Genomic DNA, 17,646 nt, shown 5'->3' with positions numbered 1-17,646 from the left:
CACATGGCCAGAACCGGTGCCCGGCCTTCGCCGCGTGCCTCTCAGTGATCAGAAAGTTCCGCAACCCTATGTCTCAACGAAAGCTCTTCGTCACCACCGCCCTGCCGTACGCCAACGGCAACTTCCACATCGGCCACATCATGGAGTACATCCAGGCCGACACCTGGGTGCGTGCGCAACGAATGCAGGGCAATGCGGTCAACTTTGTCGGGGCCGATGACGCCCATGGCGCTCCCATCATGATTGCCGCTGAAAAGGCGGGCAAGACGCCCCAGCAGTTCGTGGCCGACATCGCCGCCGGCCGCAAGCAGTATCTCGACGGTTTTCACATCGCCTTCGACAACTGGAGCAACACCGACAGCCCCGAAAACCACGAGCTGTCCAAGCAGATCTACCTCGACCTGAAGAAGGCCGGGTTCATCGAGACGCGCACCATCGAGCAGTTCTTCGACCCCGAGAAGAACATGTTCCTGCCCGACCGCTTCATCAAGGGCGAGTGCCCGCGCTGCCATGCCAAGGACCAGTACGGCGACAACTGCGAGGTCTGCAGCTCGGTCTATGCGCCCACCGACCTGATCAACCCCTACTCCGCACTCTCGGGCGCCAAGCCCGTAATGAAGAGCTCTGAGCATTTCTTCTTCAAGCTCTCCGACCCGCGCGCCGTTGCGTTCCTGACCGAATGGACGCAGGACGGCCAGCATGTGCAGCCCGAGGTGGCCGCCAAGATCAAGGAATGGTTCGGCGTGCGCACCAATCCGGACGGCACGACCAGCGAAGGCCTGGACGACTGGGACATCAGCCGCGATGCACCTTACTTCGGCATCGAGATTCCCGATGCACCCGGCAAGTACTTCTATGTGTGGTTGGACGCGCCCGTGGGCTACCTCGCCTCGCTCAAGAACCTTCTGAACCAGCGGGGCGAAGACTACGACGCCTACATGGCTGACCCTGATCTGGAGCAGTACCACTTCATTGGCAAGGACATCATCACCTTCCACACGCTGTTCTGGCCCGCCATGCTCAAGTTCAGCGGCCGCAAGACGCCGACCAGGATCTGCGTGCACGGATTCATGACCGTCAACAACGGCGAGAAGATGAGCAAGAGCCGGGGCACCGGCCTCGATCCACTCAAGTATTTGAGCCTGCAGATGAACCCCGAGTGGCTGCGCTACTACCTGGGCGCCAAGCTCAATGGTCGCAATGAAGACATCGACTTCAACCCCGAAGACTTCATGCTGCGCGTCAACTCCGACCTGATCGGCAAGTACGTGAACATTGCCAGCCGCGCTGCAGGCTTCCTGACCAAGCGCTTCGAAGGCAAGCTGGGCACCGTCAGCGAAGACGGCGTGGCCCTGCTCGCGGCTCTGCGGGAACAAAAAGACGCCATCGTGGCGGCCTACGAAGCCCGGGATACCGCCCGCGCCGCGCGTGAAATCATGCTGCTGTGCGACAAGGTCAACAGCTATGTCGATGCCAACAAGCCCTGGGAGCTGGCCAAGAAGGAAGGCATGGAGGCTCGCCTGCACGATGTGTGCACGACCTGTATCGAGGCCTTCCGCATTCTGACCATCTACCTCAAGCCCATCCTGCCCGGCGTGGCTGCCGAAGTGGCCAACTTCCTCATCGTGCCACCCGAGACCTTTGCCGATGTGGCCAAGCCGCTTGGCCAGGGCCACCAGATTGGCGAGTACAAGCACCTGATGCAGCGCGTCGACCCCAAGCAGCTCGAAGCACTGTTTGAGGCACCAGCCGGTCAGGCCGCTCCGGTTGCCGAGGCCCCAGCCAAAGCCAAGAAGGCCGAGAAAAAGGCCGAAGCCGTGATCGACCCCAACGCCCCCGGTGGAGAGCCGCTGGCCGAAACCATCGGCATCGACGACTTTGCCAAGATTGACCTGCGCATTGCCAGGATTCTGGAATGCAAGACAGTGGAAGGCTCGACCAAGCTGCTGCAACTGACGCTGGATGTGGGCGAAAAGGACGAAAACGGCCAGCCCAGGACGCGCAATGTGTTCAGCGGCATCAGCAGCATGTACCAGCCCGAACAACTGGTCGGCAAGCTGACGGTGATGGTTGCCAACCTCGCGCCGCGCAAGATGAAGTTCGGCCTGTCCGAAGGCATGGTGCTGGCGGCCAGCCATGCAGATGAAAAGGCCAACCCCGGCATCTATGTGCTAGAGCCATTCCCTGGCGCCACACCCGGCATGCGCATCCATTGATGACGCAGCACCGTTCACCGGCCAAGCCTCTGCGCCATGCGGCTGCAGAGGCTTTTTCAATGCCGCCTCGCCCCAACGCAGAAAGCAGCTGTCGGAGAGCCTGCGGCGCTGCGCGGCGGACATGCCTGGGGGCTCTTCTTCTGTGCACGGCATTGTCTGGCTGTACGGTAGTGGCGGTGGGAGCCGCTGCAGTAGGCGTGGCAGCGGATGTGGCAATCGGCACGGCCAAGCTGGCTGGCAAGGGCGTAGGCGCCGCCTATGGCGCAATGACCGATGACAAGCCGGACAACAGCGGCATCTCCATCAAATACCGCGAAAGCGACCCCAACCACCCTTACCAGCCCGGCCCCGGCGCGAGCAATTCGCGCTCACCCGAAGAGGCATTGCCGTAAGGAACTGCCTCCTGCGGAACCGGCCATTCCTCTCCGGCGTACTCGTTGTCCGGCACTACCTCTCCGGTGCACAGCCGGTGGCTCCAGGTCTCGATCTGTACGCGCACCGACGCGGCCAGGTCACCGCGCAGTTGCAGGCGCACCAGGGCGGGCTCTTCCAGACCAAAACGCCGACGCCTGCCCAGCGCCAACTCGCCGCGCGCAAAGTCGGCCACCGCACGAAAAATGGCCTCGCCCGAATCGGCCACCGCCGAGGCCACGAACACCTGCGGGTCGCGCGCCACCCAATCGAGCACATTGCCGATCTGCGCCACACCGCGCGCACGGCAGGCTGCCGTTGCGCCGCTGCGACCGCCGTCAATCATGGCAAACAGCACATCAGCACCCGCATCTGCCATGGTGTGGATACACAGCTCGGCCAGTTGCGGCTGGTGCTGGTGGCCGCAGAACTGCGTCAACAGCCGCCCCTGCCAGCCTACGACGCGCAGGCCATGTGCATAGGCTGCACGGCCCTGGAGGCCGGGGCGCACGCGCTCGCCCGAGAAATGCGCGGCCACGCCAGAGCGGCTGTACAGCGCCGCCAGCACGCCCGCCAGAAACGCCGACTGCTCCTGCTGCACCTCGTAGCGCGCCACCTGCGGCGCCTGCAGGCTGCCCTGGGTGATGGCAAAACGCTGGCTTGGCCAGCGTTGCAGCGTGTGTGACACCGGCGCATCACCCTGTCCGCCATGGGCCACGATCAGATCGAACCCTTGCTCGCACAGCTGCTCCACCGCCGCCGTACGCGCAGCTTCGTCGCGCGGCGCAATCCAGAAAGGCGTGACATCGTGGCCGGCAGCCAGGGCGCGCTGCACACCTTGCAAACCGGCTTCGTTGAAACTGCCTTGCCCCTGCGGGCCGAACAAGGCAACGGCCACGCGGGGGCGGCGAGCCAGAAAGTTCATAACGTCGCTCCCGTCGCCCGGGCCACACTGCCCCAGGCCTGTGATTGATCCTGCACAAGGCGGGCAAACGCCTGTGCGTCCAGCGGCGGTTGTACAAAACCCTGAGCGGCGAGGCTCTGGCGCACGGCGGTATCGGCCAGCGCCCGCTGCAGCGCTGCCCCCAGGCGCTGCGCCACCGGCTCGGACAGGCCTGCCGGTGCCGACAGCCCCACATAGTTGTCGGCCACCAACTGCGGCAAGCCCAACTCAGCCACCGTGGGCACTTCGCTTGCCTGCGGCACGCGCTGCACCGTCGTTACCGCCAGCAGCCGCACGCGACCCTCGCGGGCGAGCGGCAGGTTCTGCGGCAATGCATCAATGGCCAACGGAATGTGGCCCGCCAGCAGGTCCGAGCGCATGGGCCCTGCGCCCCGGTAGGGCACATGCGCCAATTGCAAACCCTGCAAGCGTGCGAGCTCCGCCCCCACCAGATGCCCCACCGATGCCGCCCCGCCACTGCCATAGGGCACGGCCTGCGGCTGGCTGCGCAACCATTGCACCAACTCGGCAAAGCTGTGCACCGGTAGCTCCTGCCGAACCACCAATGCCGTGGGCACCGAGCCGATGTAGCCCAGATGCGTGAAGCTGCGCGCGGCATCGTAAGGGGACCGCGCCAGCAGGTGTGGCGAAATCGACAGCGCCGCCGAATTGGACAACAGCAGCGTATAGCCATCAGGCGCACTGCGCGCCACGGCCTGTGCGCCGAGCGTGGAGCCCGCACCGGGCCGGTTGTCGATGACCACCGGCTGGCCGAGCTGGGCCGACAACAGAGGCGCCAGCAGACGCGCGGCGATGTCGCTGGCGCCGCCGGGCGGAAATGTCACGACCAGCCGGATCGGCTTGCGCGGCCACCCGGTCTCGGCAGCGTGCACGATGCGCAGGGCGGGCAGCGCGGCCAGGGCGCCCGTCAGCAAATGGCGGCGTTGCAGCATGAAAGGCAGATCCTCCTACGAAAGCCGTCATGCTACGAAGGCCAGGGCCTCCGCACAAACGCGAATTTCGGCTATCGATCTGCGAAATGCTTCGATCCGTCCAGCGGTGTACACTGATTCAGCCATGTCTCACGCACCGATCCTGCCGCTGTCGCGCCGCAGGCGTTTCATCACCCGGCTGCACCATTGCGGCCCTCCGGCGAAGTTCTGAACCCCTGCGTTTCAGTTCCACTTCTCCGGAGTTCAGATTGCACGTTCCCTTTTCATTCAGGCCGCGCCTCCATGCGGCATTGCGCGGCTATGACCGCGCCCGTTTCCTGCAGGACCTGGGCGCCGGTCTCACCGTCGCCGTAGTGGCCCTGCCACTGGCCATGGCCTTTGCCATCGCCTCGGGCCTCAAACCCGAAGCGGGCCTCTTTACCGCCATCATTGCGGGCTTCCTGATTGCGCTGCTTGGCGGCAGCCGGGTGCAGATCGGCGGGCCCGCGGGCGCCTTCATCGTCATCGTCTATGGCATCGTGCAACAGTACGGTGTGGCCAATCTGATCATTGCCACCGCACTGTCTGGCGTGCTGCTGTTCGTGATGGGGTTGCTGCGGCTGGGAACCCTGGTGCGTTTCATCCCGGTGGCCGTCATCATCGGCTTCACCAACGGCATTGCGGTGCTGATTGCACTGTCGCAGGTCAAGGATTTCCTCGGTCTTTCCATTCCCAAGATGCCAGGAGATTTCTTCGGCATCCTGGGAGCGCTGGGCAACCATCTGTCCACCATCAACCCGTGGGCGACCAGTGTGGCCGTGGTGTCGCTCGCCGTGGTCGTGGGCTGGCAGCGTTGGCTGCCAGCGGCGGCAGGCAGGAATGCTGTGGTGCAGCGATGGGCCGCACGGCTTGCCCGGGTGCCCGGCTCCATTGTTGCGTTGGTGCTCGCCACGGGCGTGGTGGCTGGCTTTGGATTGCCGGTGGAAACCATCGGCAGCCGTTTTGGCGGCATACCGGCGGCGCTGCCCGCATTCACCCTGCCTGCCTTCAGCTGGGAATCGGCACGCTTTCTGCTGATGCCCACCATCACGCTGGCCCTGCTGGGTGCCATCGAGTCGCTGCTGTGCGCCCGTGTGGCCGACGGCATGATCGGCGACCGACACGACCCCAACCAGGAGTTGATGGCCCAGGGCATTGCCAATTTCATCACGCCCTTCTTCGGCGGCATGCCCGCCACCGGCACCATTGCGCGAACGGTGACCAATGTGAAAAGCGGCGCCACCAGCCCCGTCTCCGGCATGGTGCATGCGCTGGTTCTGCTGTTGGTAATCCTGGTGGCAGCACCGCTGGCCGCATCCATTCCGTTGGCCACGCTGGCCGCCATCCTGATGTTCGTGGCCTGGAACATGGGCGAATGGCGCGAGTTCGCGCGGCTCAAGACCTATCGCCTGCCTTATCGCATCACGCTGGTGTCGGTCTTCCTGCTGACCGTGGTGTTCGACCTGACGGTTGCCGTGGAGTTCGGCATCTTCGCGGCCTGCATCACCTTCGTCTACCGTATCTCCAGCCTCTCGCGTGCCGAGCGTCTGACGGCTGCCGAGCAGCCTTTGCTGGCGGGGCTCGATGAACAGGTTCAGGTCTGGCGGCTCCATGGCGCCATTTTCTTTGGCGCCACCAAGCTGATCGAGTCGCTCGAAGACCAGCTGCCCACGCGAGCATTGGTGTTGGACCTGAAGAACGTGATCTACGTGGACTCGACCGGCGCCGAGGCGCTGGAGGCGCTCAGCAAGACCTGCGAGACGCGGCAGGTACGGCTCATCGTCTCGGGCCTGGTCGGCCAACCGCTCGATATCGCCCGGCGCACCGGCCTGTACGAGCGGTTGCAGGCCGATCTGCAACCCGATGTGGCAAGCGCCACGGCCGCTGCCGCGGCGACCTGAAGCAGCGCACTGGCAAAGGCGTCAGGTTATCCCCACCTGGTCTGTCCCAGTGGGGAGCGAAAACTCAACGATCCTGCAGCACCACCGTGCTGCCGCTGCGCACTACCCTGCCCTGCGCATCAAACACCACGGTGAACAGCATCTTGGTATTGGGCGGATCGATCCAGTTCCAGTCCCACTCGGCCTCGTTCTTGAGCGGATAGCTGGCGCGCTTGGCGGGCTGGCCCAGCAGGCGACGGATTTCCTGCTGGTCCATGCCGGGGCGCACTTTGGCAAAATAGTCCGGCGCCAGCACCTGGCGCAGCGCAGTCATCTTGCCATCCTTGCCGATGGTGATCATGTAGTTCTGCGCGCCCATGGGCTGGCGGGTGTACTCGAGCGTGTGCGAGCCGTCGGCTTCGTCCCAGATCTGGTTGGGCGGCCCGAATTTTTCGCGCACATCCTGTTCGGTCGAGACGAACTCCTCCAGTTCCTTGATGCGCTGTTGGTCACAGCCCACCAAAAACACGGTAGCGGCCACCGCAGCAGCGGCCATTGCAAGCTTGGTGACGAGGGACATGGTCAGGTTCGGTAGAATCGAGGGAAAGAGGTAAATATAAGCCATGTCATTCTTCCGCCGCCCCGACTACCAATCCGAAGTCACCCAGTTCATCAACACGCTCAAAGAGCAAAAGCCTTACCTGGAAGCCGGCCAACGCGAAGGCCGTTCGCTGTTGTGGGACAAGGACCTCGACCGCGAAGAGCAGGCCGATTTCAAGGCCAGCCGCGTGGCCCAGAAGCCCTACGTCTACCAGACCAATCACGACTGATCAGCGCAGGCTGTCGGCTGCAGCATTGCATGCCAGACAGCAGCCAGCGCAAGACTGGCAACTGCAATCAGCTCCCGTTTCGATAGCAAACAACATCTCGCATGTCAACTTCCGGCGATCTGGACACTGCTGATTCGGCCACCGCCGCGGCCTCTGCCAGTGCCATGCCCGAGGTGGTGGATCAGGTTGCCCTGGCACGCCTGTACGGTGAGCCGTTGTTTGCGCTGCCCACCGATCTGTACATTCCGCCCGACGCGCTGGAGGTCTTTCTGGAGGCCTTTGAAGGCCCGCTCGACCTGCTGCTGTACCTGATTCGCAAGCAGAATTTCAACATTCTTGACATTCCGATGGTGGGTGTCACGCGCCAGTACCTGAGCTATGTGGACGAAATCCGCAGCCGCAACCTGGAGCTGGCAGCCGAATACCTGTTGATGGCCGCGATGTTGATTGAGATCAAATCGCGCATGTTGCTGCCGCCCAAGAAGCAGGAAGGCAGCGACGAAGCGGAAGACCCCCGTGCCGAGCTGGTGCGGCGCCTGCTGGAATACGAGCAGATGAAACTGGCCGCCCAGGGCCTGGGCGCTGCCCCGCAGTACGGGCGCGATTTCATCAAGGCGCAGGTGTTCATTGAGCAGGCCCTGCAGCCGCGCTTTCCCGATGTACAGATCGACGAACTGCAGGCGGCGTGGCGCGACATCCTCAAGCGCGCCAAGCTGGTGCAAAGCCACAAGATCACACGCGAAGAGCTGTCGGTGCGCGAATACATGAGCGCCATTCTCAAACGCCTGCAAGGCCGCCGCTTTGTCGAATTTGAAGACATCTTCGAACCCGAAAAGGGCAGTACCGTGCTGGTGGTGACCTTCATCGCGCTGCTGGAGCTGGCCAAAGAGACATTGATCGAGATCACGCAAGCGGAGGCCTTTGCGCCCATCTATGTGCGCCTGTCGTACACGCCTGTGTGAGCCATGCGCGTTTTTGTATAAAAACACCCTGTAGCGCCCATTACAAAAGCGCTGACCGCTATACTTTTTAAGTACATTACGGAGATACCACCATGCCCCATCTGATCGTTGAGTACAGCAGCAATCTGGAAGGCTTTCCCGAGGCGCATGCGCTCGACGCGCTCAATGCCACCATCATCGCCACCGGCCAGGTGCAGTACGAGCAGGATCTGAAAAGCCGCACCATCCGTACCGAGCACTTCGTCATCGGCAACGACCCGACCGCCCTGCGTGGTTTTGTGCATGCCGAACTGCGCCTGCTGGCAGGTCGCACGCCCGAAGTGAAGCGCGACCTGTCCGAGCGCATTGCCGCCGTGCTGCGCAAGCTCACGCCCCACCCTGAGGGCATGCTGGTGCAATTGAGCGTGGACATTGTCGACATGGACCGTGCCGCCTATTACAAAGGCACGCTGTAAGCAGGCCTCTGCGCACACCTGCCAAGGCCGCACAAGCGGCCTTTTTTGCGACCCGTTACAGAACAGGCGCTCCAGGTACCTCGCCCTTCACCTGCGCCGGTATCCAGCCCCGCAGGCTGTTGATGAACGCCCAGGCCTGTACACGCGGCACATCCGCAAGGCGGATCACGCCCTCCTCCACGCGGCCCGCCTCCAGCGCCACGGCCCGCCCCACCCCCGGCAGCAGGCCACAGTGCAGCGGCGGCGTGATCCAGCGCCCATCGATCTGTGCAGCGATGTTGCCACGCGTGGTTTCGGTGACCTCGCCCGCCTCGTTCCACAGCACGGTATCAAACACCGCGCTGTCCTGCGGAGCCCAGCGTTCGTAGTGCGCACGGCGGCTGGTCTTGAAGCGCACCCATTCACTGTGCGCCTCAGCCAGAGGAGCACCCGCCCACTGCAGTTGCACCTGCGCGGCGGGTGGCGGGCAGGCAAAGGCTTCGCAGGTGAAAATGCCCTGCGCGCCCAGCAGCAGGCGCACCCGCCACAGCCCTTGCGGATGCGCTTGCGCCACAGCTTGCAACGTGGTCTGCGCCTCTGCCAGCGTCCATGGGCAACCAAAATGCGCGGCAGCGCCTGCCATGCGCTGCAGGTGGCGCTCCTGGTGGCGCAGTTCGCCCGCTTCCAGCGCCAGGGTCTCAATCAGATCAAATGCCATGCTGGCCCGCTCCAGAAAAGCCCGTTTGTGCCGCCATTCCCGCCATTCGCCCTCGGCAGTGGCGTCTGCCGTGATGGCGCTGCCAATGCCGCATTGCAGCTGCCCGCCATCGAGCACCACCGTGCGAATCGGTACATTGAACGTCGCGCGGATTCCGCCTGCGCCATCGGGGCGCACCACGCCCAGCGCGCCGCAGTACCATCCGCGCGGCCCACTCTCCATATCGGCAATCGCCTGCATCGCCGCCCGCTTGGGCGCGCCGGTGACCGAGCCACAGGGAAAGAGCGCCGTGAACACATCGAGCAGGCGCGTTCCCTCTGGCAGGCGCGCCCGCACATCCGATGTCATCTGCCACACCGTGGGCAGGGCCTGCAGCGCAAACAGCTGCGGCACCCGCACAGAGCCCACTTCGGCCAAGCGCCCCAGGTCGTTGCGCAACAGGTCAACAATCATCACATTCTCGGCCCGCTCCTTGACGGAGCTGCGCAGCGCCTCAGACTGCGCCGCATCCTGCTGCGGCGTCGGGCCGCGCGGGGCCGTACCCTTCATCGGCCGGGTCAGGATATCGCTCGCACCGCCTGCAGGCCGGTGCCAGTCAAAGAACAATTCGGGCGATACCGACAGCACCTGCTCGCCGCCCATGTCGATATGCAGGGCATAGCCGCCTGGCTGGGCGCGCTGCAAGGCGGCAAACAGCGCAGCGCCATCGCAAGCTGCGTCGCTGTGGCCTTGCAGCTGCTGCGTGTAGTTGATCTGGTAGTAGCGCCCATCTGCAATGTCGCGGTGGATATCGGCGATGCGCGCACCAAACGCATCGCGCGCCAGCGGGTTGTGCCAATGCAACGGCGACAGCGGCGGCATAGCTGCCGAACTATGGGGCTCCTGCGCCGTCTGCACGCTGGCCGCATCGCAAACGGCAAACCAGGCCAGGGGCCCGGACCCAGCCGGGGCTTGAGTGGGCAGGTGGGGATCGAGGGCGCCGGCCGCCTCATAGCGCAAGCCGCCAACACACCAGCAGCCCGCCAGCGCGGCCTGTTCCACTGCATGCAATACGGCGCGCAGCGAATCCGCGTCGTGCGCGCTCAGCACCTGCAAAGGTGTGCGAAAGGCTGCCTGCAGACGCTCTGCATCGCCATGCAGGGGCTGGCCCATATCGATCTGGGCAAAAAACGAAAGGCTCTGTTCCATGGTGGCGCCAGCATAGCGGCGCAGCCATGTCCCTAGATGTTCAGTCCCGGCATTTGATGGATCGGATCTATCTTGAACCGTTCAGGTTCGGATGTCCACTGTTTGCAGATGAATTCGTAGGGTGTCAGGCCTTTGAGGGTCTTGAGCCTGCGGCCGAAGTTGTATGCATCGATGAAGTTGGCGAGGTGCTGCCGCAACTGCGCGTGATCGTCATAGTGGAAGCGCTTGACGGTGGCTTCCTTGATGGTCCGGTTCATTCGCTCGACCTGCCCATTGGTCCACGGATGCTTGACCTTTGTGAGGCGATGTTCGATACCGTGTTCCTCGCAGACTCGACCAAAGATGTGCTGGAAGGCGTACCGGTCTGAACTGCGGTTGGCAAACTGAATGCCGTTATCGGTGAGCACCGTATGGAGGGTGTACGGCACCGCTGCGATCACATTGCGCAAGAACTGCGCCGCAGTCATCTTGTCAGCCGAGGGATGGAGTTCGGTGAGTGCGAACTTGGACGTCCTGTCGATGGCCACGAAGAGATAGAGCTTGCCCTCGACTGTCTGCACTTCGGCGATGTCGACATGGAAGTAGCCAATGGGGTAGCTCTTGAACCGCTTCTTGGCTGGCTTATCGCCCTGCACCTCGGGCAGCCGCGAGATACCGTGCCGCTGCAAGCAGCGGTGCAGAGACGAGCGCGTCAGATGCGGGATAGTCGGCTGCAGCGCGTAGAGACAGTCATCCAGCGGCAGCATGGTATGCCTGCGAAAGGCGACGATCGCTGCCTCATCCTCAACGGACAAAACGGTGGAGCGCGGCTGCCTGGGCCCTGTCGGCAGATCGGTGACCGAAGGCCGATTCTTCCACTTCGCCACCGTCTTCTGATTGATGCCATAGCGTGCAGAAAGCGCTCTCAGGCTCTCTTGACTATGTTGTATCGCTCGACGGATCGCCTCCGTCGTTGTGGCGCTGCCGTGCAGAACCTGGCCCATAGTGCTTCCTTCCATTCATGAGAGAAGATTGCACCATTAAAATCTGGGACCATACACCTAGAGCGTGTTCATGGTCTATGCACAGCGCTGCCCACACGCGCTTGCGTCACAATAGCGCTCCTTCTGCTCTCACCCCCCTCATCCGCGTGTCCACCCGCCGTGCCGTTTGCCCCCGATGCCTGCGCCCCCGGAGTGCCTGCATCTGCGCGCTGGCCCCATCGGTGCCTACAGATACGCAAGTGCTGATCCTGCAACACCCGTTGGAAGTGCATGAAGCCAAAGGTACGGCGCGCCTCTTGCACCTGAGCCTTCCCGCCAGCCAGTTGGTGGTGGCGGAAAGGTTTGACGAGACCGAGCTGCAGCGCTGGCTGCACCAGCCCTGGGACGCCAGCGATGCGCCGCGCCAGGCGGTATTGCTCTATCCGCAGACGCCCGGCGAGCCCGTTGCCAGCTTCTCCCCCGAAGACGCACAAGCGCGGGCCATGCCATTGCGCCTGGTCGTCATCGACGGTACGTGGCGGAAAAGCCGCAAGATGCTGTATGCCAACCCACTGCTGGCACAGCTGCCGCGCCTGACGCTGACCGATACGGGGCCGGCCGCCTACACCATCCGCAAGGCGCAGCGGGAGGGACAGCTGTCCACCATGGAGGCCGCAACACATGCCCTGCAAGCACTGGAGGGCTGGCCTGCGCAGGCGTGGCAGCTCCAGGCACTGCAGCAATCCTTTGCCGGGCTGATTGCGCAACACCAGCGGTTGCGGGCCCCACGCTGACTGGCGCGACCTGCCTCCCACGCGACAAGCACAGCGCGTATGCAAGCAAGCACTCAGGGATACTGCGCCGCATAGCCCCCTGTTTCCCCCCCTGTTTTCGGAGCTTTTGCATGCAGTTTTCCACCCTCTCGCTGGCCACAGCCGCCCTGTGCGCCGCAGGCCTGGCCCAGGCAGCCGCCCCATCTGTATCAGCCATACAACAGGCCAGCCAAGCCAGCCTGCGCGAATGGATCGATGTGTTGGCGCTGCCCAATGATTCCAACGTGCCCGCCGATATCCAGAAAAACGCGGACTGGTTCAAGGCAGCGCTGGAAAAGCGCGGCATGACCGCCAAGCTGCTGCCCAACCAGGGCAAGCCCATGGTGCTGGCCACGCTGCCGCCGGTGCCGGGCGCCACCAAGACCGTGCTTTTCTATGCCCACATGGATGGCCAGGCCGTCACCCCCGCCGAATGGCAGCAGGAGAGCCCCTGGAAGCCCGTGCTCAAGGAGCGCCAGGCCGATGGTGCCTGGAAGGAGATCGCACTCGACCAGCTGTATGGCGCGCAGCCCAACCCCGAGTGGCGCGTATTCGGCAGGTCTTCGTCAGACGACAAGGCTCCCATCATCATGCTGATGGCCGCACTCGATGCCCTGAAGCAGCAGGGCCTGCCTCCCGCCACCAATATCAAGATCCTTCTCGATTCGGAAGAAGAAAAGGGCTCGCCCACACTGGGCCAAGTCATCCAGGAACATCTGGCCGATCTGCAGGCCGATGCCCTGCTGGTGCTCGACGGCCCCATGCACGCCAGCAATCGCCCGACCCTGGTGTTTGGCAATCGCGGCATTGCGCAGGCCACGCTCACGGTCTACGGCCCCAGCCAGGACCTGCACAGCGGCCACTATGGCAACTACGCCGCCAACCCCGCGTTCACGATGGCACAGCTGCTCACCTCGATGAAGGCACCTGATGGTCGCGTACTGGTCAAGGGCTACTACGACGGTATCACGCTGGATGCGCAGACCCAGGCGGTAATGAAGGCGGTGCCCGACGACGAAGCCGCCCTGCGCAAGCGCCTGGGCATTGCGCAGGCGGAAAAGGTAGGCGCCAACTACCAGGAGGCCATGCAGTACCCCTCGCTCAATGTGCGCGGCCTGCAGATTGCCGACGTGGGCGCCAAGGCCCGTACCGTGGTGCCGGCACAGGCCGTTGCAGAACTCGACCTGCGCACCGTGCCCGAAACACCTCCCGAGCGCCTGCAGCAGTTGCTCAAGGCCCACATCGAAGCGCAGGGCTTTCAACTGGTGGATGGCGAGCCAACCGCAGCGCAGCGCGCGCAATACCCCAAGCTGGCCAGCCTGAAGATGGGTGGCGTATCCGCATCGTCTACCGCCGTGCGCACCGATCTGGGCGCGCCCATCGGCAACTGGCTGCGCCAGGGCATGCAGCAGGCTTGGGGTGAAACGCCTGTGCAGATCCGCATGATGGGCGGTACCGTACCCACGGGCGCTGCGGTGCAGGCGTTGAAAGTACCCTTCGTGATTGTTCCCATGGTCAACGCCGACAACAACCAGCACAGCAAGAACGAGAACATGCGCCTGGGCAACTATTTCGACGGCATCAAGAGTCTGACCTACATCCTGACCCAACCCTGGCAGTAAGGACTGGCAGTACTGCCTGCCCCCAACGGGCTGACCATCAGCAAAAGAGCCGCAGTATCTGCGGCTCTTTACGCTTCTGGCGTGTGCTTATGGGCTGCGCTGCCGGATCAGCGTTGCGCTGGCACGCCGTTTTGCCACTGCGGCCAGTTTTTCACCACGGTATCGACAAAGGTGCCGCCTACTACCGCCACATTGGCCACAGTCTCGGCAAAACCGCCAGCGGTTTCACCCGGCTTGGGGTCCAGGTGTGCCTGCGTGGTTTCCTTGGGGTTGCCCTGATCGAAATTGACCGAACCGCGCAGGCTCAGGATGCGGTCGGTGCCATGCGTGCGCTTCAGCACCAGCGCAATTGCCGCTGCCTCCATCTCGGTGGCGACGTAGTCGTCTGCGCCGTACAGCTTGGCGATGTACTGGGCTTCTTTCGACAGGCCCGGCCCATGGAAGAAGGTGTCGCCCGTGATGTGCGTGCCGACATGCACGCTGGGCGCCTTGCGCGCGGCAGCATCCGGGTAGCGCATGCGGTAGCGCTGGGCCGATTCACTGTCCTGCAGCGGCACGGCGCGTGTCATTGCGTATGCTGCCTGCACCAGGGCCGGGTTCAGCGCAAAGCGGCGGTAGTCTTCGTAGCCCTTGCGCGGCACGAAGACGGGGGCACCGGGCTGGCCTTCTTCGGGGGCCCAGCGGTGGCCCAGGTCGTAGTCGACCAGCCAGCTGCCCCAGGTCACATCGCCAATCGTGCCGCGCGACGGGGGCGTGCCCGCCACGCCGCTGATGACGTAGTAGGCCTTGTCAAAATTGAACTGCGGATTGAGCACGATCGCCTGCATCGATGCCGACGAGTTGACCTTACCCATACCCAGCACGCTGCCGCACACGCCATCGGCATTGCAGTACACCGGGTTCAGCGCACCAGGAACAGTGATGGGCTTGGCACTGCGAAAGTAGCGCTCGTACCAGTGCTGGAACTCGCCCGCCCGGTCGCCCGTGTTCTGGCCGATCTCGAACATGGCGGCTACAAACACCTTGACCTGCACAGGCTGGACCTGCGGGGCGGCGCTGGTGGCGCTGGCGGCCTGGGAGGGACGGTCTGTGCTGGCGCAACCGGCCAGCAAGGCCGCAGTCACCACCGGGGCCAGAAAAGAGGAGCGAAAGCGCATGGATATCTCCGACGGGCAAATGCGCAGATTGTAGGTGTGCAGCAGCCGTTCAGGCAGGCTCTGGCGCCATCGACTGCCTGAGCGCCTCCACCAGCCATTCCACTTCCTGCACGGCGGCGCGGTGCAGCGGCAGCAAGGCCTGCAGTTCGAACGGAATCGAAAACGTCAGCGGCCGAATCACCATGCCAGCCCCGGCGCAGGCCCGCGCCGTGAGCGGATTGACGACGGCCACGCCCAACCCCTGCTGCACCATGGCGCAGACCGCAATGGCGCTGTGCGCCTCCAGCAGCATCTGGCGCGCCACACCTGCCTCGGCAAATACCCGGTCGATCTGCATACGGTAGGGATCGCCTTCGGCCAGGCTGACAAAAGGCTGGTCCGCAAAATCCACCGGCTGCAGCCGTGTCTTGCGGGCCAGCGCGTGCCCTGCTGGCAGCACGGCCACCTCATCGACCGCAGGCAGCGCCACCACGCGCACACCGGGCGGCACCTCGCCCTGCTCGGTCAAGCCCAGGTCGTAGCGCTGCGCGGCCATCCACTCCTGCAGGAGCGGCGCCTCCTGGGTCGCCACGCTGACGGCTACTGGCCCATGCGCAGCCTGCATGCGGGCCAATGCCAGGGGCAGCAGGGCGTGGCTGAGTGCAGGCATGCTGAGCACGCTGATGCGCGCGCCCTGCGGCCTGCCCAGCGCAGCGGCGCGCTCGATCACCCGGTCCAGCCCCTGCCATGAGCGCTGTACCTCGTCCCACAGCGCCAGCGCGCGCGCCGTGGGCCGCAGGCGCCCATGCACACGCTCGAACAGCGCGTAGCCCAGCAATTGCTCCAGCCGCGCCAGCTCACGGCTCACCGTGGGTTGCGATGTGAAGAGCAGGCCTGCAGCACCCGTTACCCCCCCGGCCAGCATGATGGCGCGGAACACCTCGATGTGGCGATGCTGGATACGTGGCACCTCGGGCGTGGAGTTGGCGGTGTCGATGGAGGGCTCGGCAGTGGAGTCGGCCTGGAAATGGCGAGGCATGATCATGTCAGTGGGATTGAATCCATATCTATTATGAATGACTCATTCAAAAACAAGTATTCGACTGAATGAATAAGTGCAGGCACACTGCAGTTTTCTGGCGCCATGGCAGAGTCCGTTGGTGCTTCAGATATTCAAGAATTCCGGCTTCCAGCGCTTACCTTGCAATCGCTTAAAGCTCTTATTTCTATAGCAAACAACATCATGAGCAATCCTTTCGCCCCCGATCTGCTGTGGCAACTGGCCGATGAATTCGGCACGCCGCTGTGGGTGTATGACGCCGCCACCATCCGCCACCGCATTGCCCAGCTCCAGGCGTTTGACACGGTGCGCTTTGCGCAAAAGGCCTGCTCCAACATCCACATCCTGCAGTTGATGCGCCAGCAAGGCGTGAAAGTGGATGCCGTCTCGCGCGGCGAGGTGCTGCGCGCCATCGCGGCGGGCTTTCAGCCCGGTTTTGGTGAGCCTGCCGAAATCGTCTTCACCGCCGACGTGATGGACGAAGCCACGCTGGCCACCGTGGTGCAGCACCAGGTGCCTGTCAACGCGGGCTCCATCGACATGCTGCACCAGCTGGGCCAGGCTTCGCCAGGCCACGTGGTGTGGCTGCGCATCAACCCCGGCTTTGGCCATGGGCACAGCAACAAGACCAACACCGGCGGCGAACACAGCAAGCACGGTATCTGGCACACCGACCTGACCATGGCGCTGGCCGTGATTGCCGAGCGCGGCCTCCGGCTTGCGGGCCTGCACATGCACATCGGCTCAGGCGTGGACTACGGCCACCTGCAGGAAGTGTGCGGCGCCATGGTGCAGCTGGTGGAACGCACCAAGGCTGCGGGCCACGACCTGCAAGCCATCTCGGCAGGGGGAGGTCTGTCCATTCCCTACCGCGAAGGCGATGCCACCATCGACACCGATCACTACTTTGGCCTGTGGGATGCCGCGCGCAAACAGGCCGAGGCCATTGTTGGCCACCACCTGGGGCTGGAGCTGGAGCCCGGCCGCTTTCTGGTGGCCGAAGCGGGGGTGCTGCTGGGCACGGTGCGCGCCACCAAGAATGCGGGCAGCAACCACTTCGTGCTGGTCGACACCGGCTTCAACGAACTGATGCGCCCCAGCATGTATGGCAGCTACCACGGCATGCACATCCAGCGCCGTGGCGTGGGCGTGCTGCCCAACACAGGCAGTGGCGCGCGCGACGCCGTGGTGGCGGGCCCGCTGTGCGAATCGGGCGACGTATTCACCCAAGGCGACGGCGGCGTGGTGCTGCCGCGCTCGCTGGGCGATGCACAAGTGGGCGACCTGCTCGTCATCCACGACACCGGCGCGTACGGCGCCTCCATGTCCAGCAACTACAACACCCGCCCGCTGGCGGCCGAGGTGCTGGTCGATGGCGGCAACGCCCGCCTGATCCGCCGCCGCCAGACGGTGGATGAATTGCTGGCCTTGGAGCTGGGCCTTTAAAACCGGCTCTGGCGCAGACTTCAAAAGCGCCAGCAGCTATTAAAAACAAAGCAAA

At 63.9% G+C, this 17,646-nt stretch carries 16 protein-coding genes; 9 read left to right on the top strand and 7 right to left on the bottom strand.

The features are described from left to right. Positions 1-68: 68 nt before the first annotated feature. Positions 69-2,216 carry a methionine--tRNA ligase gene (gene metG / locus LAD35_RS04335; protein ID WP_224151486.1) on the top strand — a complete coding sequence of 716 codons (2,148 nt, stop codon included), beginning with the start codon at positions 69-71 and terminating at the stop codon, positions 2,214-2,216. A gap of 152 nt (positions 2,217-2,368) precedes the next feature. Next, positions 2,369-2,608, top strand: coding sequence for a hypothetical protein (locus tag LAD35_RS04330; protein WP_377779453.1), 240 nt, complete (start codon positions 2,369-2,371; stop codon positions 2,606-2,608). On the opposite strand, the gene LAD35_RS04325 is transcribed toward LAD35_RS04330, so the two are convergent. Further along, entirely contained in the window at positions 2,551-3,552 is a 1,002-nt protein-coding gene (locus tag LAD35_RS04325; protein ID WP_224151485.1) for a BMP family ABC transporter substrate-binding protein, read from the bottom strand. The two genes, LAD35_RS04330 and LAD35_RS04325, sit on opposite strands and share 58 nt — an antisense overlap. Further along, a complete protein-coding gene (locus LAD35_RS04320) occupies positions 3,549-4,523 on the bottom strand; it encodes a Bug family tripartite tricarboxylate transporter substrate binding protein (protein WP_224151484.1) in 975 nt (324 codons plus the stop codon). The genes LAD35_RS04325 and LAD35_RS04320 overlap by 4 nt, the downstream gene beginning before the upstream one ends. Before the next feature lie 248 nt (positions 4,524-4,771). On the opposite strand from LAD35_RS04320, the gene LAD35_RS04315 reads away from it, so the two are divergent. Then, a complete protein-coding gene (locus tag LAD35_RS04315) occupies positions 4,772-6,442 on the top strand; it encodes a SulP family inorganic anion transporter (protein WP_224151483.1) in 1,671 nt (556 codons plus the stop codon). Between the two features lie 64 nt (positions 6,443-6,506). On the opposite strand, the gene LAD35_RS04310 is transcribed toward LAD35_RS04315, so the two are convergent. After that, a complete protein-coding gene (locus LAD35_RS04310; protein WP_224151482.1) occupies positions 6,507-7,001 on the bottom strand; it encodes an outer membrane protein assembly factor BamE in 495 nt (164 codons plus the stop codon). A gap of 43 nt (positions 7,002-7,044) precedes the next feature. On the opposite strand from LAD35_RS04310, the gene LAD35_RS04305 reads away from it, so the two are divergent. The 3 genes from LAD35_RS04305 to LAD35_RS04295 all read left to right on the top strand — a co-directional run bounded on the left by LAD35_RS04305 (position 7,045) and on the right by LAD35_RS04295 (position 8,668). After that, complete coding sequence (locus LAD35_RS04305; protein ID WP_224151481.1) at positions 7,045-7,251, top strand: DUF3460 family protein; 207 nt, start codon at positions 7,045-7,047, stop codon at positions 7,249-7,251. A 164-nt stretch (positions 7,252-7,415) separates the two neighbouring features. Then, positions 7,416-8,213, top strand: coding sequence for a segregation and condensation protein A (locus LAD35_RS04300; RefSeq protein WP_224152577.1), 798 nt, complete (start codon positions 7,416-7,418; stop codon positions 8,211-8,213). Between the two features lie 92 nt (positions 8,214-8,305). Beyond that, positions 8,306-8,668 carry a 5-carboxymethyl-2-hydroxymuconate Delta-isomerase gene (locus LAD35_RS04295; RefSeq protein WP_224151480.1) on the top strand — a complete coding sequence of 121 codons (363 nt, stop codon included), beginning with the start codon at positions 8,306-8,308 and terminating at the stop codon, positions 8,666-8,668. A 55-nt stretch (positions 8,669-8,723) separates the two neighbouring features. On the opposite strand, the gene LAD35_RS04290 is transcribed toward LAD35_RS04295, so the two are convergent. Both LAD35_RS04290 and LAD35_RS04285 read right to left on the bottom strand, forming a co-directional pair. Continuing rightward, complete coding sequence (locus LAD35_RS04290) at positions 8,724-10,553, bottom strand: chorismate-binding protein (RefSeq protein ID WP_224151479.1); 1,830 nt, start codon at positions 10,551-10,553, stop codon at positions 8,724-8,726. Between the two features lie 32 nt (positions 10,554-10,585). After that, on the bottom strand, positions 10,586-11,536 hold the full coding sequence (locus tag LAD35_RS04285) for an IS481 family transposase (RefSeq protein WP_224151234.1): 951 nt from the start codon (positions 11,534-11,536) through the stop codon (positions 10,586-10,588). A 77-nt stretch (positions 11,537-11,613) separates the two neighbouring features. On the opposite strand from LAD35_RS04285, the gene LAD35_RS04280 reads away from it, so the two are divergent. After that, positions 11,614-12,309 carry a tRNA-uridine aminocarboxypropyltransferase gene (locus tag LAD35_RS04280; RefSeq protein WP_224151478.1) on the top strand — a complete coding sequence of 232 codons (696 nt, stop codon included), beginning with the start codon at positions 11,614-11,616 and terminating at the stop codon, positions 12,307-12,309. A 110-nt stretch (positions 12,310-12,419) separates the two neighbouring features. After that, the gene (locus tag LAD35_RS04275) at positions 12,420-13,949 is read left to right on the top strand and encodes a M20/M25/M40 family metallo-hydrolase (RefSeq protein ID WP_224151477.1); all 1,530 of its coding nucleotides are present in this window, start codon (positions 12,420-12,422) and stop codon (positions 13,947-13,949) included. Positions 13,950-14,056: 107 nt separating this feature from the next. Here LAD35_RS04275 and LAD35_RS04270 read toward each other — a convergent pair whose 3' ends face one another. Together LAD35_RS04270 and LAD35_RS04265 are read right to left on the bottom strand one after the other, a co-directional pair. After that, a complete protein-coding gene (locus LAD35_RS04270; protein ID WP_224151476.1) occupies positions 14,057-15,106 on the bottom strand; it encodes a purine-nucleoside phosphorylase in 1,050 nt (349 codons plus the stop codon). Between the two features lie 49 nt (positions 15,107-15,155). Beyond that, positions 15,156-16,124 carry a LysR family transcriptional regulator gene (locus LAD35_RS04265; RefSeq protein WP_224151475.1) on the bottom strand — a complete coding sequence of 323 codons (969 nt, stop codon included), beginning with the start codon at positions 16,122-16,124 and terminating at the stop codon, positions 15,156-15,158. 204 nt (positions 16,125-16,328) lie between these two features. Here LAD35_RS04265 and lysA point away from each other — a divergent pair, with 204 nt between their 5' ends. After that, positions 16,329-17,591, top strand: coding sequence for a diaminopimelate decarboxylase (gene lysA, locus LAD35_RS04260; RefSeq protein ID WP_224151474.1), 1,263 nt, complete (start codon positions 16,329-16,331; stop codon positions 17,589-17,591). Positions 17,592-17,646: the final 55 nt, after the last annotated feature.

It is taken from the genome of Comamonas odontotermitis, assembly GCF_020080045.1.
Classification (GTDB): Bacteria; Pseudomonadota; Gammaproteobacteria; order Burkholderiales; family Burkholderiaceae_C; genus Comamonas; species Comamonas odontotermitis.
The sequence above is the reverse complement of the archived record's forward strand: the minus strand, read 5'-3'. Positions and strand labels throughout refer to the sequence as shown.

Bases quoted from the DNA above. Each gene is read 5' to 3' on its own strand.
- LAD35_RS04285 (WP_224151234.1), bottom strand. From the start codon at position 11,536: ATGGGCCAGGTTCTGCACGGCAGCGCCACAACGACGGAGGCGATCCGT.
- LAD35_RS04310 (WP_224151482.1), bottom strand. From the start codon at position 7,001: ATGTCCCTCGTCACCAAGCTTGCAATGGCCGCTGCTGCGGTGGCCGCT.
- LAD35_RS04275 (WP_224151477.1), top strand. From the start codon at position 12,420: ATGCAGTTTTCCACCCTCTCGCTGGCCACAGCCGCCCTGTGCGCCGCA.
- LAD35_RS04295 (WP_224151480.1), top strand. From the start codon at position 8,306: ATGCCCCATCTGATCGTTGAGTACAGCAGCAATCTGGAAGGCTTTCCC.
- lysA (WP_224151474.1), top strand. From the start codon at position 16,329: ATGAGCAATCCTTTCGCCCCCGATCTGCTGTGGCAACTGGCCGATGAA.
- LAD35_RS04270 (WP_224151476.1), bottom strand. From the start codon at position 15,106: ATGCGCTTTCGCTCCTCTTTTCTGGCCCCGGTGGTGACTGCGGCCTTG.
- LAD35_RS04280 (WP_224151478.1), top strand. From the start codon at position 11,614: ATGCACAGCGCTGCCCACACGCGCTTGCGTCACAATAGCGCTCCTTCT.
- LAD35_RS04290 (WP_224151479.1), bottom strand. From the start codon at position 10,553: ATGGAACAGAGCCTTTCGTTTTTTGCCCAGATCGATATGGGCCAGCCC.
- LAD35_RS04305 (WP_224151481.1), top strand. From the start codon at position 7,045: ATGTCATTCTTCCGCCGCCCCGACTACCAATCCGAAGTCACCCAGTTC.
- LAD35_RS04320 (WP_224151484.1), bottom strand. From the start codon at position 4,523: ATGCTGCAACGCCGCCATTTGCTGACGGGCGCCCTGGCCGCGCTGCCC.
- LAD35_RS04300 (WP_224152577.1), top strand. From the start codon at position 7,416: ATGCCCGAGGTGGTGGATCAGGTTGCCCTGGCACGCCTGTACGGTGAG.
- LAD35_RS04265 (WP_224151475.1), bottom strand. From the start codon at position 16,124: ATGCCTCGCCATTTCCAGGCCGACTCCACTGCCGAGCCCTCCATCGAC.
- LAD35_RS04325 (WP_224151485.1), bottom strand. From the start codon at position 3,552: ATGAACTTTCTGGCTCGCCGCCCCCGCGTGGCCGTTGCCTTGTTCGGC.
- metG (WP_224151486.1), top strand. From the start codon at position 69: ATGTCTCAACGAAAGCTCTTCGTCACCACCGCCCTGCCGTACGCCAAC.